The following is a 19,497-nucleotide window of genomic DNA, read 5'->3' as shown; positions in this document are numbered from 1 at the left end:
CGGTGACGTGCGCCAGGGAGAGAACCCCGGCGCGCGCCGCTTCCGGCGTCAGCCATTCATAAACCCCAGCGCCTCCTGCAGACGCGAATAGTCCTTCATCTTGGCCGACCGGATCGCTGCCGGATCCACACCCGCAAGGTTGGCGATCAGGATCACCTCTGACATCGCGGTGTCGCTCTTGGCGGTCTTCTCCGCCGCGAGCATGTCATCGACACAGGGCTCGCGCAGGGTCAGCGATTTCTGCGGCGTGCCATCGACGGTGATGCCGCGCAGCAGATCGACGGTCAGCTCGCCGTCAGCGCCTTCGGTGATGTAATCCGGCAGTTCGTTTTCTTGGGTCATGGGGTCTCCTTAGATGCCCAGGGCCGCGCGCTGCTCGGCCAGGCGGTCCACCCCGCCGACCATGCGCACCATGTTGATGATGTCGATTTCGGTGATCACCTGCCCGCCGATGGTTTCCTTGAAGGCCTCGAGCGTCATGTTCACGGTGAGTGTAGCGGACTGGCCCGGTGACCAGGTGCCACGGTCGGGCTGGATGATCTTGCCGCGCATGTTGTGGATCACAGGGGTGACGGTGCCGTCCTCGCTTTCCAGCGCGCCCCGGGCGGTGACCGGGATCAGCACGCCGGGGGCAATGCCCCAAAGCGCCAGCACGTCCGCGCTGTAGTTGCGCAGCACAAAGCTGGTGGTCATCTTCTCCATGCCCATATCGATATCGGTCGGACCATCCATGCCGCCCGCGCGGTATTCTTCAGCCGCCACCGAGGGACTGGCCGGGGTGTAGTCGCCCAGCTCGCCCGCGAAGCCGCGGCCATCAACGAACAGGTTGAAGTTCTTCAGGATGTTGCGAATAGCCATCAGCCCAGCGCCTCCGAGATATATTCATTGGTGAGATGCGAGCGGAAGGTCACCCGCTCGGCCGGATAGGGCGGCGTAAAGTCAAAGTTGAACCACACCTGCCCGTTCTGGATGCTGGACGGGGTGTTCAGATCCGGATCAGCCCAGCACTCGCCGCCCAGCAGCGCCCCCTGGGCGATCAGCGTGGCAATGAAGCCGTTCACGCCCTCGACCACATCGTCCATGTATGTCTTGGTGATAGCCCGGTCGACGGCCCACATATGGGCGCGCTGGATGCTCTCATTCAGCACATCCGCGGTGCGGCGCACGCACAGGAACTGCCATTTCGGGTCCGCGGTCGGCACCCGGTTGCCCCAGAGGCGATAACCGTCCTGGCGGATGATGGTGGCGACGTCGTTTTCGTTCAGCAGGTTTGCGCGGCTCGACTGGTCGCCGAGCTTGAAATCGACCGGCCGCGACGTGCCGATGATGCCATAAATACCCTGGTTGGACGGCGACACCCAGAACCCGCGGTCATTGTCGGTGCGGGCGATCACACCGGCCACGCGGGCCGAGGCCGGTTCGTCAACGACATCACCGGCGCTGTCGAGCACCTTGACCCAAGGATCGACCACATAGATGCGGCCCGAGGTGCCCCAGTCGCCTGCATAGGTCTGCGCCGCGGCGTCGGTGGTGTTCGGCCCGTCTGCGATGATCACCGCGCCGATGCGGTCGGCGATGCCTTCCAGCTCGGCAACAACAGGGTTGGCCAGGTAGGTGCCGGGGTTGCCCGAATCCTCCGGGCGCTGATGGGTCCAGCCCGGGGCGCAAAGGATGCGTGGGGCATGGCCGACAACGCTCTCGGCGCCCAGCAGCGCATGCACGCCTTCAAACTGGCCGGTGCCGGAGTTCACGCCGCCAATCACGTTGGCCAGCGTCGCGGCTTCGTCGGCGCCTTCGTCGACGCGAACCACGATAACCACGGCCCCGATCTGGTCGAAGATACCGTCGAGCGCGCCCGGCAGCGTGCCGCCGCCGGTGCCGTCTTCTGTGGTGTCCAGCTTGGACGCCTCGACGCGGCTGCCCGCTACCAGCACCGGAGTGTTCAGGGGGAAGGCGTTCGCGTCTGCCTGCGGCGCCGTGCCCACAATGCCAATGACGCCGGTGGAAATGGTGCGGATCGGGCGCGGGCCCGTGTCGATCTCGAGCACCTCGACGCCGTGGAGAAAACCAGCCATTTCTGCCTCACTGCTAACTGTGTGTCGCAGCGATCATGCAGGGAGCGGCCCACGCTTCCCTCTGGCGGTTTTCCACTCCTGGCACATCGACAGGGAAACCGGCGGCGCTCAGCTCCATTTGTGAATGATGACGGCGAGCACCATGGCCAGCCTGCGCACACGGCTGACGCCTGCGGCGCGCAGTGCCTCGGAGAACGGCGCCGCCGCGCTTACCCGACACCAATCCAGCCGGTGGATAGCATAATCGTGCAGCGCCGCCGCCAGCAAGTATCGCGGATCATGCGGGTCAAACACCCATCTGGCCCAGCGTGGCACCGAAACGTCGAAGCGAAACCCGGCAGGCACGCGCAGTTTCAGGCCAGAGCCTGGCCGCCCGATCTCCCAGGAGACCGGCTCAGTAGTGACATAGGCCCGGCCGCGCCGGACCCACCATTCATTCGACGGGCCAGGCATCCAGCACCGCCTGCGTGCCATTCGGCAGGTAGCCAAGGGCCGCCATCGCATCGAGCGCGGCGGGCAGCTTGGGGTTGTCGCGGCTGGTGTGCGGCGTGACCTGCAACAGCAGCCAGAAATAGGCCATCTGCGGGTCCTGGTGGCATTGCACCACCATTTCCGGCGTCATGCCGCCTGCGGCTTCCAGCAGGGTGATCAGCGCGGCGCTGTCCAGCTTCTGGTAAAACGGCTCTTTCTCCGGTTCCGGAGGCGCGGCGTAGCTGCCATCCGGCTGCTTGACCCAGCCCACTTCTGTTTCATCAGGAACTTCAATCCACTCCGCGGCAGGAGCCACGGATGTCTGGTTGATGGCAATCACTTCCCCAGCTTCGATAATTGCGTACCGCATTATTGCACCTCGTAAGTGATGAAATACTTGGCAGCAGCGTTCGAGACGTTGACGGCAATTTCCTTTCCTGCAGGAACCATAACCCCCGAAATGGCAGCTGACGAAAACCCGTTGTCGCGGCGCGACACCGCCTCCAAGATTGTGTTGCCATCCACTGTCAGCGACACAGTGAATGTCTCACTGCTCGTTATGGCCCATTCCGCCCTCAAGCAGGCGGTAGAGATTAGAACGCCTGAAGTGTTTGCTGCCGCGGTGACAATAGTTGCGGACGCCGTCCCGCTTGCATAACTCGTACCGAGTTCAACGGCGCCCCCGCCGCCAATGAGATCAGAAAGAATAGGCATCAGCCAATCCTCCATTCGGTTCCGTTGTAGATCAGTGTCACGGTCGCCCGCGCGACATCCACGATCAGAGTGGCATCACCCTGCACGGTGTTGCCGTTGCCGCTGATCGTGAGATTGTTCGCGGTCACGTCGCCGTCGATGACCGCGACCGTCACCGCATCACCAGCAGCAGGCGAGGCAGGCAGATCCAGTTGCCAGGCGCCGCCCGTGACATCGGCAGCGATCTTCTCTCCTGCGACGGCGGTATAGGCCGCCGATTTGACGGCAAACCTGCTGGCGCCGGTGACCGCGGCGGCGGAGGCGTCAAGGGCATCCTGCAAGCCCGTGATCTGCGCAATGTCGAACTGCTCGCCCGTCAGCTGCCCCAAAAGGCCTTCAGCGGCAGACAGCGCGGCCTGCGCCTGTTCCAGCCGTTCGGTCAGCTCTGCCTGTGCAGGCCCGATGATGTCGTTCACCCGGGCAAGCGCGATATCCTGCGCTTGCCCGATAGCCGCTTCCAGCCCCTGTTTCAGCAGCTGCAAGTCGGCGATCCGCGCCTCAACCTCGCGGATCAGTCCGTTGAGGAAGTCCGGGTCGAGCCGGGTATCCGGCCCAACTGGGAACAGCTCTGTGAGTGGCCGGCTCATGACGCCCCCTTATGCCGACGCCACGTCATAGCGCGAGGCCACGACAAACGGGTCGGCGATGTCCGATGTCGAACCCACCAGCTTCACCTGGTAGGTCTGCGATGGTGCGGTCAGCGTGAACGCCATCACCCGGCGGATATTGCCGTTCGGCAGCGGATAATCCGCCGAGCTGACCGGCGCATCGCTGTTGCCGCCGGATTCGATGGTCGTGGTCAGGCTGTGCTTGCCCGCATCCCAGGCGGCGATTTCCAGCTCGACACGAACGGATGCCGCGGCGCTCCCGGAGTCCCGTACCTCCGACAGGTGCGTGAAGCTGCCGCCGCCCTTGTTCAGGCGCAGCACCGTGTCAGGCAGCTTGATTGCTGGCATGATGTCGCGCGTGCCAACCATGACCAGCTGCAATTCCACCGTGGCCGGTGCCGCCGCCAGCGGGTGGGTTCCCGCGACCTTTTCCAGCCGGTGCCAGGCGCCGTCGAACCGCACCATCCAATAGAGCTCGCACCCCTCCGGCACATGTTCGGTCGAAATGATATCGATGTCGGTGATGCCACCGGACAGCGTCACGGTTTCCAGCTGTACCGCGGTATAGGCGACCTCGAACTCGGCGAAATACAGGCGCATGGCCATGTCCTTGCCCAGGTCGACCGACCACGCCGCGCCGTCGCCAATGAACAACGCACCATTGGTCAGCGCGTTGTCAGCACGGCAGGCGACAGCATAGTCACCACCGGTCACCAGGATGATCCCGTACCGCTCGCCAGCCTTCAGGAACGCCGGGGTCAGCGTGACCTTGTTCTCGACGCCAGGATCAGGATCGCCCTGCGATGCCAGCGCGGCACCTGCGGCAATGCTGCCTTCGGCAATGATCTGTTTCGGGTCCGGCTCGCCGTTCGGCGCCCGGCAAAGGTAGACCTTGACGCCATAGGCATCATCGACCTTGCCGAACCGCAACCCGATGGTGGTGAGCCAGCCCGACTGGGCGTTCAGGAACGTCTGCCCGACCAGATACCCGCCTTGCGTGGTTGGGGTGATCGCCTGATAGCCGTTCCAGTATTTGATCTTGTCATCCCAATACTGCTGCAGTCGGTAATAGGTGACACCGTCCTCAGTCCATTCGTCGGAAATCAGGTAGTTTTCGCTGCCGGTGTTGAACGTCTGGGTCAGGTAGTTGACGCCATATTGCGCCATCTGCCAGAAGTCGCTGTTTCCGGCGACCACCATGGACGGCCCATAACGGCGGCGGCGCTGCGCCCCCGGGAAGATGGTGAAGTCGGTGTTCGCATACTGATAGTTTGCGACGTTGACAGAGGTGCCCTGCCCCCAGGTGTCCAGCCGCGCCACTTCCGCAAACGGCGGCAGGCTCCACCCCGAAACCGTGGTCAGGCGCGGATCGCCCGGGTTCAGCAGCGCCGGGGTCTTCTCGGCACTGGCCGCGAAGGGGAAGCGCAGGCCTTCCTCGATACGGGCATCATAGTCGCCATGCGCGGTGTCGCTCTCGTCCTCGGTCAGCATGCGGTCGAAGCCGTAGAGCAGCCCGTCCTCGTCGATCCCCAGCTTGTCTTCCAGCTCCGCCAGGCGGCGCTGCGTCTGGCGCACCGCCGGGGCATTCAGCTGGCCGAGATCCGACTGCAGGGTTGCAAGGTCGGAGGCCAGCGTCTCGACACGGGTGCCGATGGCAAGCCGGAACTTCTCGACCGAAATCATGCGGGCATTCATCCCCTGCAGCGTCGGCAGCCGGTAATCGGTCAGCAGATCGATTTTCTCGATGCCTGCGACGCCCAGGGTCACGTTCGCGATGGGGATGTAATTCGGATCTAGCGCGGGCGCGATGGGCGTGGCCGCCTCGGTGCCTGCCACATAGGAAAACGCGGCCTTGCGCAGGATCTCGGTCGGGATCGTCTGTGGCTCGACATTGCCGGTCTCAGAGTTCTTGAACGACCGCGGCTCGTGCTTGGCCTCGACCTCGGCACCAGTGCCCACGATGGTCACGATCTTCTTGGTGCTGGTCGGCAGCGCCGTCACCAGCGACACGACCTCGGTGTCCTTGTCCGGATCGCCGTAGAATTTGCCGTTGAGCCAGAGCCGCCCGAAATTGATGCGCACCGAGGTGGCGCTTTCCTGAAGGGCGGCAATCGCCGTCCAGGCCGCATCCGGCCCGACGATATCGAGGCCGAGGGCGTCGTCGCCTTCCACCGCAAAGACCCCGAACTTGTTGAGGTCCGCGAAGTTGATGAACTGGTTGAGCGAGTATGGAACGCGCCGCTGCACTGCAGTTGCCATTAGTGATACCTCTTGATCATGTGTCCTGCGGTAATGCCGTCACCGGCGCGCGGGGCATCGCCCGCCGTCACCGGCGTGAATGTGGTGCTGTCGATCACGAAAATGTCGGTGCCGCCCTGGGCGCGGCGCACGGCCTCGACCGCCCGGGACAGCGCCGGGTCGGTGCCATCGACGCCCAGAAAGCCGCCTGTCAGGCCGCCATCGTTGAACATGTCGCCGGGCCGCGCGGCACGGCTCACATCGACGCCCAGCACAGCGGTCACCGGCTGGCAGTTGGCGATATGCTCCGATGGCAGCGCGCCCTCTGCAAAAGACGGCACGGCAACGGCCGGGTCGGCCAGATAGGTGCGGCGGAAGACATGGGCGGCGGCCTGATCCGCGCCCGCGCAAGTGCCGCCGGTGGTCGCGACTGCATGATCGGCAAAGGAAGCGCCCGGCTGCGGTTCGAAAGGCTCGAAAACGGTCTCGAAAACTGCGGCGGCGGTGCGCGCGGTCAGCTCGATGGGCTGCATGATGCCATCGCTGCGCAGCGACACGGTGAAGGCGCGCGCCTGCATCGGATCAGCTCCGGCAAGGCCACCGGGGTCGCTCTGCTCACCCGCCCGGGCCGCACCGTCCGCAAAGGCACCTTCGGCCCCCTCGACCGGCTCCACAGCAGTCACTTCCGTGATCCAGCCGCCGCGGCTCCACGGTGCCCGTTCGGCGTCCAGCACCGTCAGCGTTGCTTCAACGCCTTGGCGCCAGATGTAGAGCCGTTCGCCGACTGCCCCTTGCGCCGGGTCCAGCGACATGAACGCGCCCGGCTCTTGCTCGTCTCCGGCGGCGCTCTCGCCATCCGCCAGGGCCGCGCCGGTCTGCACCGTGTCGCGGAACGGATAGGCGCGCAGCTGCGGCAGGCGGCCGAGCCATTCGGCGCGCTGCTCCGGCGTCAGACCGCCCGCAAACGCAAGGTCGGACGGCGCCCGGAGATAGGTCACCTCGGCACCGGCAAGACTGAGATAGCCGCGCACCGCCGCCATGGTTCCCTTCAGGCGCTGCAGGCGCGGCGCCTCGGCAATCGCGCGGCGCTTGGTGGCCTCCGGCCAATCGTCAAACCAGAAATCGACGCCGCGGGTCTGCGCCAGCCACGGCAGAAGATCGGCCGGGCAAGTCCACGGGTTCAGGGTGCCCGGAAGACCGTCGCTGCCCAGCGCCCAGCGGGCGCCGCTGACAGCTTCGGCGGCGCGCATGAACGGCGTTGCGTTATGGGGCAGAAGCGTTTCAACCATCGACGCGCACCGTGCTGATGTCGACTGTGGAAACCTCGATCAGCCCGCCCGGCCCCGCGATCACATCATCTGCCGGGCTATCCAGGCGCACACGCTCCACGCCTTCGACCGCGGCGGCAGCGATCACAGCGGATCGCGGCAAGTCGCGCCCGGGCGTCCTGCGCCGCGCGATCACCTGTTCGATTGCGGTGCGCGCGCGGTCAGCCAGAACGGACGGATCGGGCCCGGCCAGATGCTCGAGAACCACAACCACACTCACGGGCTGCACAGCGACCGGCTCGGCGATCACCACGTCGGTCGCCTGGCTCACGTCCTCACGGTTCAGATGGGCCTGCACGGCCGAGACCAGTTCGGGCGGCGGCGGGTTTTCCGCCCCCATGACAGGCACGCGCACGATGGGCGCACCGGTCGACCGATCCACATAGGCTCCTGCATCGGCGACTTCCGGCGAGGCCTGCAGAGCTTCGGCGATATAGCCGCTCAGCCGCCCCCCGGCCTTCTGTTCCGACGCCAGCGAGATCCGGCGGCGATAGCGCGCATCGGTCTCATCCGGCAGGCGCGCCAGCAGGTGCAGCGAAACGCCGAGCGCATCGAGATCCGCACCGGTGGCGAAGGGCAGCAGCGTCGACAGATAGGCGTCGTTCAGCGCCCCAAGCGCCAGCAATTCCCGGTAGGCGTCTGTCTCCTGCAGGATCTTGGCCGGTTCGCTTTCCAGCGTGTCGGCGTCAAAGGGGATGCCTGCCTCTTCCAGAGCCTCTTTCAGCCCGGCCATGCGCGCGGCAAGGATCGCCTCGAAATCCAGTTCGGCGCGATAGCTCGGCGGAGTGAGCTGCGACAGATCGATCAGACCTTCAGCCATCAGCGCACCTCTATACCGTCGAGCGTGACCGGCTTTCCGGTCGGCAGATACTGCCCCTCGAGCGCGATCACGATGCCGCCCGGCTCGGGCATTTCCACCGACACCTGCTCGACCTGCAGCCGCGGCTCCCAGGTCTCGAGCGCTTCATAGGTGGCCGCCATCATGGCGAGGCGGGTGGCATCATTCATGGGCGCATCGACCAGCCGGTAAAGGCGGCTGCCATAGTCCCGGCGCATCACGCGGGTGCCGATAGGCGTGGTCAGGATATCCCGCACCGACTGCCGCAGATGCGCCAGGCCGGAGAGTTCTTTTCCTGTGGATGCGTCGATGCCAATCATGCGGCGATCATGGCCGGGCAGGCAGCTTCCTGCCCTCTGGCGGTTTTCCGTCAGCCCCCGGCGAAGACATCACCCGAACCGCTGGCCGGATGCCCGCATGATGCCTGATCCCCTTCCCGGCAGATCGCAATTCCTTCGGCGAAAACTGTTCCGCTGGCTGCGGCCATCACAGGGCCCGCGTGCGGTCCAATGCCGTGCGGGGCGACAGCGCAGCCCAAAACAGCGACTTGGCTGCCATTGACACGAACCGATGGCACCAGGGCCTCGACGATAGTGCCGCCTGCAGCATCCTGAGAAATGCGCGAAACACCCGGCATCAGTTCAGATCGATCCGCGCGCCGTTCAGCCTGATGCCGCCAGCGTCGATTGTGATAGTTGAACCGTTTGACGAAATGACGATTGCGCCATCTTTCACGCTGATCGACGAAGCCCCCAACTGCAACAGGTGCTCTGCGCCGTCACCGGATGGCGCTGCGTTGCTGGCGCTGAACACCGAACCGATAATCACGCCCTGCGCGGTGTCGCCGGATTCTGACAGAACCACCACCTGCTCGCCAGTGGCCACCGGCGCCCAGACCTTGATGGTGGCCGCGCGCTCAGCCAGCCACGGAAGCCAGGCGCTCTCGCTCTCACCGCCGAAGCTGACCTTGGCGCGGGCGGCGGACGCATCCACCGCCGTCACCACACCAAAGCGCACGATGCCCTCGCGCGCCTGCTCATTGCGCGCAGCTGCGTAGCTCATGTCCCGCCCCCTTCGAATTCGGTGTATTCAGGTTCCTGCCCCGGGCCGATGTCAGGCGCAAAACCGATCATCACCCGTTCCGGCGTCACGCCTTCACCGGTCCAGACGCTCTGCCCCAGATCGATCTGCTGGTCCCACTCGACCGCCCAAACCTCGAATTTGTCGAACTCCGGGTCAAAGGCATCCGGCCCGATATAGGTCACCTGCGCCGGGCTCACGCGTTGGCCCCAGCGGTTTTGCTGCATCAGCACCCCCAGCGCCCCGGCCAGCTTGCGGATCTCGCGCTGCACGTTTTCGGCGCGGAAACTCATCACCACCCGCGCCACCCATTTCGACACCGCAGGAAGCTGTTCAGTGCCCGGGTCGCTCTCCGGGTCGATCTCCATGTCCACCAGCTCAATCAGCACCGCGGGCACCTGAAGGGACTTCCGCGGTGCCCCGTAATCCTCGACGGATGCCAGCGCCGGGAACTGTGCGCTGATCCCGGCCTTGATCGCGTCATGCAGCTGATCCAGATCGAGATTGTCGGCCATAGCTTACCCTTTCCCCACGCCGTAGATCGTGCGAGCCCGCACCTCGGCCCGGAAATTCTTGAAAAACACCTCTTCGATCTCGTCGAAAACCTCGTCCTCGATATAGATCTGCGCCTTGTCTTCAATGGGCATTTTGACCTCTCGAGCTGACACCCTATCCGCGGTTTCTCTCTTGAACACTGTTCTTTTTCCCGCTCTGTTTCTGCCGATGAAGCCGCCCGAAAAGTCTTGCTGTCCGTACCGGGCACCGCTGCCGGTGCGCGCTGGTCGCCCTTTAAACTTGGAAACTCGCATGTCATTGAGGCCGAACCACATGCGCACCTCGCCCAATTCTTTGCCCCTTTTGAAACGAAACCCCTGCAGGCGCTTGCGCAGCTCTGCCGCCGTGCGCAATTCCAGCTCAGTGCGCAGCCCCTTGCGGGCGCGGGTCTTCATGGTCTGCGCGGTGCGGCGCAGCGCGCGGGAATAGGCGAACCGCAGATCTTTTTCGCTCGCCTCGAACTCATCGGCGATGCGTTTCAATTCCCTCGCATCGAAATCAAAGGCGAGCATGGCCTCAGTCCTCGGCCATGCGCAGAACCGCAAAGCCGGTGCCATCTGGCTGTGGCGCGGTCAGCAGGTAATAAGTCTTGGCTCCGATCTGCACCTGATCCTGCTCTGCCAGATCGGCCACGTCCGTCTCCTTGCAGGTCAGGCGCGGATCGCTGGCGTCGGCCTCATACTCGCCGAGCTGAGCGTTCAGGTACGGATCGTCGAAGATCCCCCGTATGGTACGGGAAACGCCCTCCTGCGGCGTGACGCTCGCCTCGATGGCGAAATCATCAAGCTGCAGGAAGGCGTCAGCATCTTCCCAGGAAGGTGCAGGCATCAGCTGGCGCCGCCCTCGCCTTCACCCGATTTGGCAGCCGCTGCCTTTTTCGTCTGCGCCGCGGCCTCGATCTTGCCGCGATGCAACAGCGGCTTGGCCTGGGGGTCTGTCAGCGAGATTTTGTCCTTGGGGCGCCGGACTTTGCCGTCCCAGACAAAGGCGCTGGTGACTTTGTATTCGGCGGTTTTCGCCTCGGTGGATTTCGACATGGTTGGTCCTCTGTTTGGGCAGCGGGCCGGATCAGCCCGCCGCGGAACTCAGGTCAGCGGCTTAGGTGGCGTCGGAGCCGTAGCAGAAGCTCGCCGCGTGGCGCAGGATGAAGTCGACATCCTGCATGGTCACGATCCGCAGGCGCCCCTTGGTGCTGTGGCTGTAGGGGTCGACGGTGATGTCGAGACCGCCCCACATGCCGACGATCAGATCGGCGAAGTTGCCAAAGAACAGGTCGCCGTTCACGATCTGGTTGGTGACCTCCGGCCGGTAACCGTTGACGGTGTTGCCGGTCTCCCAGATCGGCTGGCCGCTGGTGCCCGAAAACTTCTCGGTGCTCTTGAAGTGGCCGCGCATGCGGGCGTTGAACACATAGGCCATCGAGTCCACATCGGCGTTGTCGGCTGAGATCTCGGTCTCCATCTGGATGACTTCGCCCCAGGTCGGCAGGGCGGTCCCGCCACCAGAGGCCGCACCGGCAAAGTCGATGGCGTTCACGCCATTAGTGTTCTTGATGCCCAGCGGCTCGTTGCCCGCGCCGGAACCATAGAACCCTGCCTTGTCGATGGTCAGCGCCAGCGCCTGTGCCAGGTCACGGCGCACCAGAGCCTCGACATCCAGGCTTGACTGTTTCAGCGTGCGGCGGGTGATCTCCGAATAGGCCGCCACGGTCTTCGGGCTCATCTGGCGCTGCCCCAGGCCGAGGATGTCTTCCGGCGCGTCATCGTCTTCGCCGATCCAGTAGCCCGCAGCACCCGACTCTTGCGTCGGGATATCCGGATTGCCGGTCAGGCCGCCCAGCGGGGTTGCCAGGCGCATCAGAACCGCGCGGTTGCGCAGCATCTCGATAAAGCTCTGCGCCAGCAGCGGCGAGCCGACCGAGAACCCGCCAGTGTCGCCCGCGGCCGCGCCGCTTGCACTGGTGTTGAGCGCACGGGTCAGAACGTCGACCGGCACCATGATGCCCTGCGCATCACGGCCCATCTTCTGGGCCGCGGCATCGGAGGCCTCAAACTCGAACGCGGCGGCTTCCTGCGCGCGACGGTTGGTCGGCTCCGACAGCGCGCGGATGGCCCGCAGGAACGAGAACTGCCCGACTTCATCGTCGGACATGCCGATGTTACTGTCCTCGGACACATGGCGCTGCGTACCGCGCTGGTGCAGATGGTCGACAAGCTCACGGCGCATGTCCTCGACGCCTTTGCCTTCCTTGATCATGCGCTGCGCCAGATCGCCGGAGTCGTAGGCCTCGCCCAGCTCGGTCAGCTCGCGCACGCGGGTCTGTTCCTGCTCACGCCCGCGGCTCAGCATGGCCACCTCTGCTGCGCCTGCACGTTCAAGCGTTTCAAGCACTTCGACGATCTTGCCGTCTTCGTCCACCTTTGCCCGGACCAGATTGCCCTCGGCATCGCGGGTGATGATCTCTTTCATCTCACTATCCCTTTTCTGAGTATCCGCGGGCTGGGTTTCCGCGCCCGTAACTTCCCCCGCAGCTTGCCGTTCCGCGGGGCTTCCGCCCTCTGGCGGTTTTTCCCAATCCCGTCCCACGCCGACACTGGGGTCGGCCGGAACGGCAACGATTGAAATTTCGAACGGCTCCCACCGGGTGACGGTGACCAGATTGGGCTGGCCTTCGCGAATGTCTTCCTTGATGGTATGGACCTTGTAGCCCACCGAGACATGCCGCCGGATACCGTCGACAACGTCCTGAAAAATCTCCTGGGCCCGCGGACTTTTGCCGAAACGGACCACCGACCGGCCGACGCCATCGGCATCGACACGCGCCGTCTCAACAACTCCGATCTGATCGTCCCAGTCATGGCTTACCAACAGGGCGCCGCCATCATTCAGCCGGTCGAGGTTCACAGCCCCGGGCTCATGCGAAAGCACTTCCTCACCAAACCAGCGGCGAACTGGCTGGGTGCTGGAAAACGCCAACTCAACCGTGCGCTTGTCTTCGTCGATCTGGCGCACTTCACCCATGCGCCGCAGGCCGCCGCCCTCGCCGCGGTCATTGATTTGTTCCGGGGTCAACGCCCGGGTCAGCGAGCGGCCGACCAGGTCAGCTGCTGTTCTGACTTCCTTCGTCGGCCCCTTCACCGGCGCTTCCGGCTCCTGGGTTGGCTTGCTGGCCATTGCCCTGCCCTCCTTTTGATATTGCGGTGATCAGCGCGGTGATGACATCCTCCGGAATGCCCTCGGCCCGCATGTCGTCGATGTCGGCTTTGATCTCGGCATAGACATCGCGCGGGTCGCGCCCGCGCTCCCGGATGACCTGGCCGCGCGACTTGATCATGTTGTCTATGGCGTCGATATCGGCCTTCACGTCTTTCGACGGGTCGATCCACTCCCAGCGCCGCGGCTGGAAATGCACGTCCATAAACTTCAGGCGCTTGGCGGCGGGCAGCGGCGATCCGTTATCCAAAGTGATCCGCTGGCTCAGCAGCGCCCGCGCAAGCCAGCGCTCGTAAATCGGCAACGCAAAGCTCTCGACCAGGCTCTCCTGCAGCTCCTGCCAATGGTCGCGCTCAGCCAGCATGCCGTGCCGAATGCTCGAGAAGTTTACGTTCTCGAGGTCATTGGACAGATCGTTATAGGCCACGCCCAGGCCGCTGGCGATACCGCGCAGCATATGCTTGGAGAAGACTGCCAGCTCGCCGTTCGGATACTGCGGATCGTGCCCCTTGAACTTTGCCCCGCGCGGAAGATCCTGAATAAGCCCCGGCTCGCTTTCGATCTCGATGCCGTCGAATTCTTCGTCTTCATCGACTTCGGGCCCGTAGCCCTCTTCCCATTCGATAAAGCCCAGCTTGTTGGCGCCCTCGCGGGCGTTGACCAGCGAGGACTTTTCGAACTCGCCGAGCTGTTTCATACGCCAGAGGGCGGTTGCCATCCAGGGAAGCCCGCGCTTCTGGCCGATGATGTCTTCTTCGAACCAGTGAACGACCTCGTCGGCCGGCACTTTCACGAAGTCGCGCCCGGCCTGGTGATAGTCGGCCTCATGAGGGCTCAGCGTGGTGAAGTAGTAGGCGACCGGTCGGCCCAGCTTGGTGTATTCGATCCCGGCCCGGATGAAGTTGCCGCCCGGGCGTTTCTCTTCGTCGAAGTCCACCGGGCAGCGCAACGGGTCCAGGACCTGCAGAGCAAAGCCCCAGGGGCCCGCATCCCGGCCGTAGACAAACCGCACCATGAATTCGCCGTCTGTCACACAGCCGTTGATCAGTGCCTTCTGGATCTGGCGAAAAGACCGGCGGCCCGTCACGTCGCAGTTTCGGGCGCGGCACCATTCTTTCCAGGCGCGTTCAATGGCTCGGTTCGCGCCCTGATCGAGCTTGCCGCCATCCTTCGCCCGGGCCTGCAGAACAAGCCCTTTCTGGCCGATGATGTTGCGCCGCGCACCCCGCTGGAACGCTTTGCCGTAATCGTTGTTTGCCGCCTGCTCGCGCGAGCGCGCCACCAGCACCCGCCAGTTGCGGCGGATGATCTGATCCGCAGGCAGCGGCATGTTCGTCCATCCGCTGGTCAGCCGGTCGCTGTCGCCCGCATCGAAAAACCGCACCGAGCCGCTGCGTCGCGGCCGGGCCAGCATGGGGGGCGCCTTCCGGCGGGGTTCGTCCTCTACCGGAGCAGAGCGGGAAAAGTACTTTTTCAGCATGTGAAACGCACCTTGTAGGTGCGGCCAAGCGCCGCGCCGCGGCGGGCGCGTTTCTGCGCGGCCAGCTCGGCGCGGTACTTGTCGCGCAGTTTCAGAAGATCACCCAGCGGCGTGCGCGACAGCGAGCGGTTGTTGATCTGGTAGCTCTGCTGATCGATGGTTGCGCGGTTTTCGATCACCGCCTCGATGGCATCGAGCACCCGCCGCACATGGTTGCGCCCGTCATACCCGGCGGGCTGCGCGGACAGATCCGGCGCGATCACCACCTCGCCGGTCTCGACCTTCACCACATCGGTGCCATCGGTCGCCCGCAGCTCATACCGGTAGCGGCCGGGCTGCCAGCTGGCGGTGGTGCTGGCCAACGCCTGCAACTGGTGGCCGGTGCCTGACGGTGTCCCGGTCAGGTCGATCTGGCCCGGGCCGCGCAGGATCAGCGACAGCGACCATTCCGGCGCAGGATAAACGGGCAGCTCGATCTCTGCCCGGAAAGTTACCCCCGCCCCGATTTCGCCAGGAATGCTGCCCACGGTCTCACCTTATTCAGTGCGCGCGCCGCCGCCGTTTCTTCGGCTTCCAGGCGCGCTTTTTCGCAGCATCGGGTGCCGCAGGCTTTTCAGCCTCTGGCGGATTTCCGGCGGCTGCCTCCTGCGGACCTTCGGCGGCCTCCGCCTCCTGTTCCCGTCCCTGGTCTTCCAAGGCGCGCACCAGCCGGGCAACGTTGGGGTTCAGAATGCGCAGCGCGGCGTAGGCGTAGACCCGGCAGTCGAAAGCCTCGTTTCTAGGGCGCACGTTGTGCCATTCCCGCACGGCGAAGCCTTTGACAAAGCGGGTGCGCAGCGCCTCGGCCGTGAACATGTCGAACCAGGCCGGATCACGCCCAAGCGGGAAGTGGCAATAACCCTTGCCCGGCTCCGAGATCCGCGCGCGCTGCGCCACCACTACTTTTGCCTCATCAACGCCGATGGGATGCAGATGCACAGGACGCTCGCCGCGCTGCCTGATCTTCGTCGGCGCCGTGACGATGGGGCGGCCCCAGCCGCCAACACCCTTGATCGCAAACACCTTCCGGCCCAGCCGCTTGCGGGCATAGTCATAGGCCGCCTGGGTATAGCCGCCGGTGGTGCCGCCGGTGTCGAGACAGGCCGCAGATATCCGCAGCTCAGTTCCCGTTTCATGGGTCCAAGTCTCCGAAAGCAGATCATCAAGCTCCTGCCAGACATCCGGCAGCAGGGGATCGCCCCAGAAGGTCCGGTAGTCGACCGACCAGGATTCTTCCCCCAGTCCCCAACCCACCACCTCAACCTCGAGGCGGTCGGTCTGCATGTCGATGCCAGCGGTCAGCACGCCTGCCCCCATCGGCACCGGTGCCGCGAATTCTTCCGCCCGCTTCATCAGCACGGCAGCCTCGAGCCGGTCGCCCTCTTCTTCCCAGGTCTCGGCGAGCGACACGTTCACGAATGTTTGCAGATCGCCCGCAGCCTTCTTGTCGAGGAAGGATTGCACGATGTCTTTCAGCCGCCGGAAACAGCTGTACAACTCGGAAAGATGGTAAGAGGCATGGCCCCGGAATGGCTTCTTTGCGATCCAGCCGCCGCCCTCGCGCTCGGCGTTGCGGATCGCCGCCACCCGCTCCCCGTCATTCCAGGCGGTGCCGCAGCCCTCCCCCTCGCAAAGGTAGGTCGCTGTTTCTGGCAGGTGGTCGCCGTTTTCATCCCTGTCCCAATCCACCTGCGACCATTTCAGGGTTTGCACATGGCCGCAGTGCGGGCAGGCAACATGGAAATGCCGCTGATCGCCTTCTAGGAACGCTGTTTCGATCCAGCTTGCCCCCTTCAGCGTCGGGGTGCTGATTTCCAGCAGCAGCCGCTGGTCGCCAAAGGTCGCCGCACGCTGCCACAGCAGCCCGACCGGGTGGCCTTCCTGGGTGCGGTCATAGCCATCAGTTTCATCGCAGACGATGAAGGGCGCCGACCGGCCGCGCATCGTCTTCGGCGATCCCGACCAGCTGAACATGAGGAAGCCGCCGGGATAGCTCTTCATGCGCTGGTTGTTGACCCCATCCCGCCCGCGCGGCTTGGCGATCAGCTCCTGCATATCGGTATTGGCATCAACCAGCGGGTTGAATTTGGTTTCTAGCCAGGTGGTCAGGTCGCCCTGGCTCGGCTGCATCATCATCTGCGACACCGGGTCAAAGGCGATCCGGTAGGCCTGTGCCGCCAGCGCCGTCTGTGTCTTGCCGACCTGGGCGCCCCACATCAGGGTGACCCGTTCGCAACGCGGATCCGCGGTCATGTCGACCACTTCCCGCTGATATGGGGCATTGTCGAAACGCAGCGGACCCGGCACGGCATTGCCGACCGGGATCTGAATATTCGCCTCGGCCCATTCCGAAGGTTTCAGCTTGGGCGGCGGGCGCAGAAAGGCGCGGGCCCGGCGCGATGCGCGAATGATCGCGCGGGCATTGGAAAAATCAGCCCGGGCGTTCACTCACCTTTCGCCCCCTCGCCCTCTTCGTCCTCGCCGCCTTCGATGTCTTCCTCGAAAATCAGATCATCGTCGGCCAGCGCGGTCAGTGCCTGGTCGACCTCTTCCAGCAAAACTTCCTTGAAGGCCGTTTCATCAGTCTCCCCAATCAGGCGCCGGGCGGCCCGGCTCGGCACCACATTGCGCAGGCCTGCCCGCACCTCGCCGAAAGCCTTCTGCAAGGCGCGCTCGAGCTGCTCGACCGGCACCACCTGTTCCCTGGCCTTGGCAAGGTCCAGCTCGGCCTGTTCAGTCTCGGCTGCCAGCTTGCGCAGGATCAGCTGTTCCTTGGTGGCGCTGGGGCCGTGGTCGGCCTGCGCCCGGATGTCATCATCCCGCCAGCTGCGCACCTCGGCGGTGTTGAATTTCCAAGCCCGGCCGCGCCCGCCGCGCTGCACCACCGGGCAGCCGCGGCGCACCCACTCGTCGACGGTCGGCAGCGACACACCGTTGATTTCCGCAAGCTCGGTGCGGTTTACTTCTCTGCCCCGTGTTTTCTTTTTATTGCCAGCCACTTACGCCCCCAGCTATTGCAAACCGCCCAACCGGGCCGAGAACTCGCAATTTTACTTTCTCAGTTGAATTTGTCGTTTCACGTCAGCAGCTTGCGCGGGCTATATAATAAACAACCCTACCCCCCAGCCCCACGCACAAATGATTTTCTGCGTATGCGCGTACCCACATGGCTTACCCCCCGGGGAAGGACCCGCGAAAAGGTCTGGCAACAACTGACAGGAACGCAGCGCCGATCTGCGCAGGTGTCGGCAGCAGCCAGCCAGCCAGGGCAACCAGCAGCAGCCAAGGCCGCGGCTCTTCATGCACCACGATTGTCTGCACGCTGTCGCTGCGCACGCCCGTGCGGCCCGTGCTCTGCTCGATGCTGCGCGCCTGCGGCCTGATGATCCGTTGATCGGAGACCTCAGCCTGCCCGACCGTCTGGGCATTGGTGCGCCCGGCCTGCACATTCGCCGCCACGTTCGTACCGCCGCCGATGGTGCCCGCCAGTTTCCCGGCGAGCGATCCACAGGACGCCAGAGCGAGGCAGAGGAAGAGGCAAGGCAGCCAGCGCATCAGGTCAGCCCTCGCATACACAGACTGCGCTTGCTATCCGCGCGGCGGTTTTCCAGACCACGTATCCGCCTGCCGCCCGCAATCACCCATCGCCGCAGCTCATCACAAGCGGCCTGGTATTGCCCGGCATTGGCCAGCCGCATCATCGTCGACCGGCAAACGGACGGGGAGCCGACATTGAAGGCCAGTTCGAGCATTGAAGCCTGCACACCCGGCGGAATACCGGGGTTAGTCATGCAGGGCGCGATCTCGGAATAGAAGGCCTGCACATCGTCCTCGAGCCGCTGCACGCAATCCGCCATGGTCGATCTGTCGCCCATCTGCACGCTATGGGTATCCCCGAAACAGATGGTCGGAACCCCGACAATGTCGCGGTAGGCTTGCAATCGAACGCCCTCCCACTGCGCAATGAAAGGCGTTGCAAGCGCGATCACCAAGGCACCGCCGCCAAGCCCCACAAGACCGCGCCGCCGGACTGCCCCGCTCTCGTCGCGCCTATACTGCTGCAGCGCCGACAAACCATTCTGCATGATCAGCCGCGCGGGGATAGCCAGTGCGTTGATGACAGCCGCGGCCGCCGCAAAATAGACCGGGTTCATACCTAGCTCTTCTGCCGATGTAGTGCCAAGGAAAGCAGCCAGCGCAGATATCACCGTTGCGATCAGCACCAGATGGATGGACCACGCGCCCCTAAACACCTGCCGCCAGTTGTCGATCAGTTTCATGGCAAAACTCTCCTTTCACCCCGCCACCGGGGCGTTGCCCGGTCACTTTCGATGAAGGATTTCGCGGATCTCGCCGCGCATCTCGCGCACGTCCTGGCGCACCTCGGCCAGCGCCTCGCGGTCTTCGTCGCGGCGCTCGTCGCGCACCTCGATCTCGCGCTGCAGCAGCTCGATCTGCTGCTGATTGGTGAAAATGCGGCGCACCAGCCAGAGCCCGCCGGAGCCGATGGCAGCGACCGCGGTTACCGCCAGCCCGGTTGAAGCCTGTTCAATGCGTTCGTAAAGCGTCATGCGGGCGCCCTTGTGCTCGTTTCGAGCAAAGTCGCGCGGTATGTGATTTTTGCCCTCTGGCGGATTTTCCTTCTAGAGGCCTACTAGCCCATGGGCTTTGGCCGACCTTGCTCTGCGCAACGCATTGCCGACCATGAACCGCCCGCATAAACGATCCGGTATTCCTTGATCATCTGCAGTTTGCACTTGGCGCAGCGCATGCGCTCAATCGCCTGCGCCACAGTCGCAGCATCCCCGAGCCGGTCTAT

Annotated in this window: 25 protein-coding genes; all 25 read right to left on the bottom strand. The window is 64.3% G+C overall.

What is annotated here, in order from left to right:
• Nucleotides 1–48: 48 nt before the first annotated feature.
• The gene (locus GKC28_RS01200; protein ID WP_174144716.1) at nt 49–342 is read right to left on the bottom strand and encodes a phage tail assembly protein; all 294 of its coding nucleotides are present in this window, start codon (nt 340–342) and stop codon (nt 49–51) included.
• A gap of 9 nt (nt 343–351) precedes the next feature.
• A complete protein-coding gene (locus GKC28_RS01195) occupies nt 352–858 on the bottom strand; it encodes a phage major tail tube protein (protein WP_174144715.1) in 507 nt (168 codons plus the stop codon).
• Nucleotides 858–2,075: a phage tail sheath C-terminal domain-containing protein gene (locus tag GKC28_RS01190; protein ID WP_174144714.1), complete on the bottom strand. Its 1,218-nt coding sequence runs from the start codon at nt 2,073–2,075 to the stop codon at nt 858–860. The genes GKC28_RS01195 and GKC28_RS01190 overlap by 1 nt, the downstream gene beginning before the upstream one ends.
• Nucleotides 2,076–2,183: 108 nt before the next feature.
• Nucleotides 2,184–2,528: a DUF1353 domain-containing protein gene (locus GKC28_RS01185; RefSeq protein ID WP_174144713.1), complete on the bottom strand. Its 345-nt coding sequence runs from the start codon at nt 2,526–2,528 to the stop codon at nt 2,184–2,186.
• Entirely contained in the window at nt 2,509–2,916 is a 408-nt protein-coding gene (locus GKC28_RS01180) for a hypothetical protein (RefSeq protein WP_174144712.1), read from the bottom strand. Before GKC28_RS01180 ends, GKC28_RS01185 begins: the two co-directional genes overlap by 20 nt.
• On the bottom strand, nt 2,916–3,260 hold the full coding sequence (locus GKC28_RS01175) for a hypothetical protein (RefSeq protein ID WP_174144711.1): 345 nt from the start codon (nt 3,258–3,260) through the stop codon (nt 2,916–2,918). The genes GKC28_RS01180 and GKC28_RS01175 overlap by 1 nt, the downstream gene beginning before the upstream one ends.
• The gene (locus tag GKC28_RS01170) at nt 3,260–3,886 is read right to left on the bottom strand and encodes a hypothetical protein (protein ID WP_174144710.1); all 627 of its coding nucleotides are present in this window, start codon (nt 3,884–3,886) and stop codon (nt 3,260–3,262) included. The genes GKC28_RS01175 and GKC28_RS01170 overlap by 1 nt, the downstream gene beginning before the upstream one ends.
• A gap of 9 nt (nt 3,887–3,895) precedes the next feature.
• Entirely contained in the window at nt 3,896–6,166 is a 2,271-nt protein-coding gene (locus GKC28_RS01165) for a hypothetical protein (protein WP_174144709.1), read from the bottom strand.
• Entirely contained in the window at nt 6,166–7,434 is a 1,269-nt protein-coding gene (locus GKC28_RS01160; RefSeq protein ID WP_174144708.1) for a phage tail protein I, read from the bottom strand. Before GKC28_RS01160 ends, GKC28_RS01165 begins: the two co-directional genes overlap by 1 nt.
• Nucleotides 7,427–8,293, bottom strand: a complete 867-nt coding sequence (locus GKC28_RS01155; RefSeq protein ID WP_174144707.1) for a baseplate J/gp47 family protein — start codon at nt 8,291–8,293, stop codon at nt 7,427–7,429. The genes GKC28_RS01160 and GKC28_RS01155 overlap by 8 nt, the downstream gene beginning before the upstream one ends.
• Complete coding sequence (locus tag GKC28_RS01150; RefSeq protein WP_174144706.1) at nt 8,293–8,631, bottom strand: GPW/gp25 family protein; 339 nt, start codon at nt 8,629–8,631, stop codon at nt 8,293–8,295. Before GKC28_RS01150 ends, GKC28_RS01155 begins: the two co-directional genes overlap by 1 nt.
• A gap of 50 nt (nt 8,632–8,681) precedes the next feature.
• A complete protein-coding gene (locus GKC28_RS26795; RefSeq protein WP_174144705.1) occupies nt 8,682–8,948 on the bottom strand; it encodes a PAAR domain-containing protein in 267 nt (88 codons plus the stop codon).
• Nucleotides 8,948–9,373 (bottom strand): phage baseplate assembly protein V, encoded by a 426-nt coding sequence (locus GKC28_RS01140; protein WP_174144704.1) that lies wholly within the window; start codon nt 9,371–9,373, stop codon nt 8,948–8,950. Before GKC28_RS01140 ends, GKC28_RS26795 begins: the two co-directional genes overlap by 1 nt.
• Nucleotides 9,370–9,906, bottom strand: coding sequence for a hypothetical protein (locus GKC28_RS01135; RefSeq protein ID WP_174144703.1), 537 nt, complete (start codon nt 9,904–9,906; stop codon nt 9,370–9,372). Before GKC28_RS01135 ends, GKC28_RS01140 begins: the two co-directional genes overlap by 4 nt.
• Before the next feature lie 3 nt (nt 9,907–9,909).
• The gene (locus GKC28_RS01130; RefSeq protein ID WP_174144702.1) at nt 9,910–10,458 is read right to left on the bottom strand and encodes a phage tail protein; all 549 of its coding nucleotides are present in this window, start codon (nt 10,456–10,458) and stop codon (nt 9,910–9,912) included.
• 4 nt (nt 10,459–10,462) lie between these two features.
• The gene (locus tag GKC28_RS01125; RefSeq protein ID WP_174144701.1) at nt 10,463–10,774 is read right to left on the bottom strand and encodes a hypothetical protein; all 312 of its coding nucleotides are present in this window, start codon (nt 10,772–10,774) and stop codon (nt 10,463–10,465) included.
• Nucleotides 10,774–10,983, bottom strand: coding sequence for a hypothetical protein (locus GKC28_RS01120; RefSeq protein WP_174144700.1), 210 nt, complete (start codon nt 10,981–10,983; stop codon nt 10,774–10,776). Before GKC28_RS01120 ends, GKC28_RS01125 begins: the two co-directional genes overlap by 1 nt.
• Nucleotides 10,984–11,044: 61 nt before the next feature.
• Entirely contained in the window at nt 11,045–13,120 is a 2,076-nt protein-coding gene (locus GKC28_RS01115; protein WP_254604109.1) for a phage major capsid protein, read from the bottom strand.
• The gene (locus GKC28_RS01110) at nt 13,047–14,573 is read right to left on the bottom strand and encodes a phage portal protein (protein ID WP_254604108.1); all 1,527 of its coding nucleotides are present in this window, start codon (nt 14,571–14,573) and stop codon (nt 13,047–13,049) included. The genes GKC28_RS01115 and GKC28_RS01110 overlap by 74 nt, the downstream gene beginning before the upstream one ends.
• Before the next feature lie 59 nt (nt 14,574–14,632).
• Nucleotides 14,633–15,166 (bottom strand): hypothetical protein, encoded by a 534-nt coding sequence (locus GKC28_RS01105; protein ID WP_174144698.1) that lies wholly within the window; start codon nt 15,164–15,166, stop codon nt 14,633–14,635.
• A gap of 13 nt (nt 15,167–15,179) precedes the next feature.
• On the bottom strand, nt 15,180–17,126 hold the full coding sequence (locus tag GKC28_RS01100) for a phage terminase large subunit family protein (protein ID WP_174144697.1): 1,947 nt from the start codon (nt 17,124–17,126) through the stop codon (nt 15,180–15,182).
• On the bottom strand, nt 17,123–17,677 hold the full coding sequence (locus tag GKC28_RS01095) for a terminase small subunit (protein WP_174144696.1): 555 nt from the start codon (nt 17,675–17,677) through the stop codon (nt 17,123–17,125). Before GKC28_RS01095 ends, GKC28_RS01100 begins: the two co-directional genes overlap by 4 nt.
• Nucleotides 17,678–17,849: 172 nt before the next feature.
• Complete coding sequence (locus GKC28_RS01090; protein WP_174144695.1) at nt 17,850–18,233, bottom strand: bacteriophage spanin2 family protein; 384 nt, start codon at nt 18,231–18,233, stop codon at nt 17,850–17,852.
• Nucleotides 18,233–18,958 (bottom strand): lysozyme, encoded by a 726-nt coding sequence (locus tag GKC28_RS01085; protein WP_174144694.1) that lies wholly within the window; start codon nt 18,956–18,958, stop codon nt 18,233–18,235. Before GKC28_RS01085 ends, GKC28_RS01090 begins: the two co-directional genes overlap by 1 nt.
• Before the next feature lie 42 nt (nt 18,959–19,000).
• Nucleotides 19,001–19,249, bottom strand: a complete 249-nt coding sequence (locus GKC28_RS01080; RefSeq protein ID WP_174144693.1) for a hypothetical protein — start codon at nt 19,247–19,249, stop codon at nt 19,001–19,003.
• Nucleotides 19,250–19,497 lie beyond the last annotated feature (248 nt).

This window comes from Leisingera sp. ANG59, assembly GCF_013317235.1.
In the GTDB taxonomy this organism is placed as follows: domain Bacteria; phylum Pseudomonadota; class Alphaproteobacteria; order Rhodobacterales; family Rhodobacteraceae; genus Leisingera.
The sequence above is the reverse complement of the archived record's forward strand: the minus strand, read 5'-3'. Positions and strand labels throughout refer to the sequence as shown.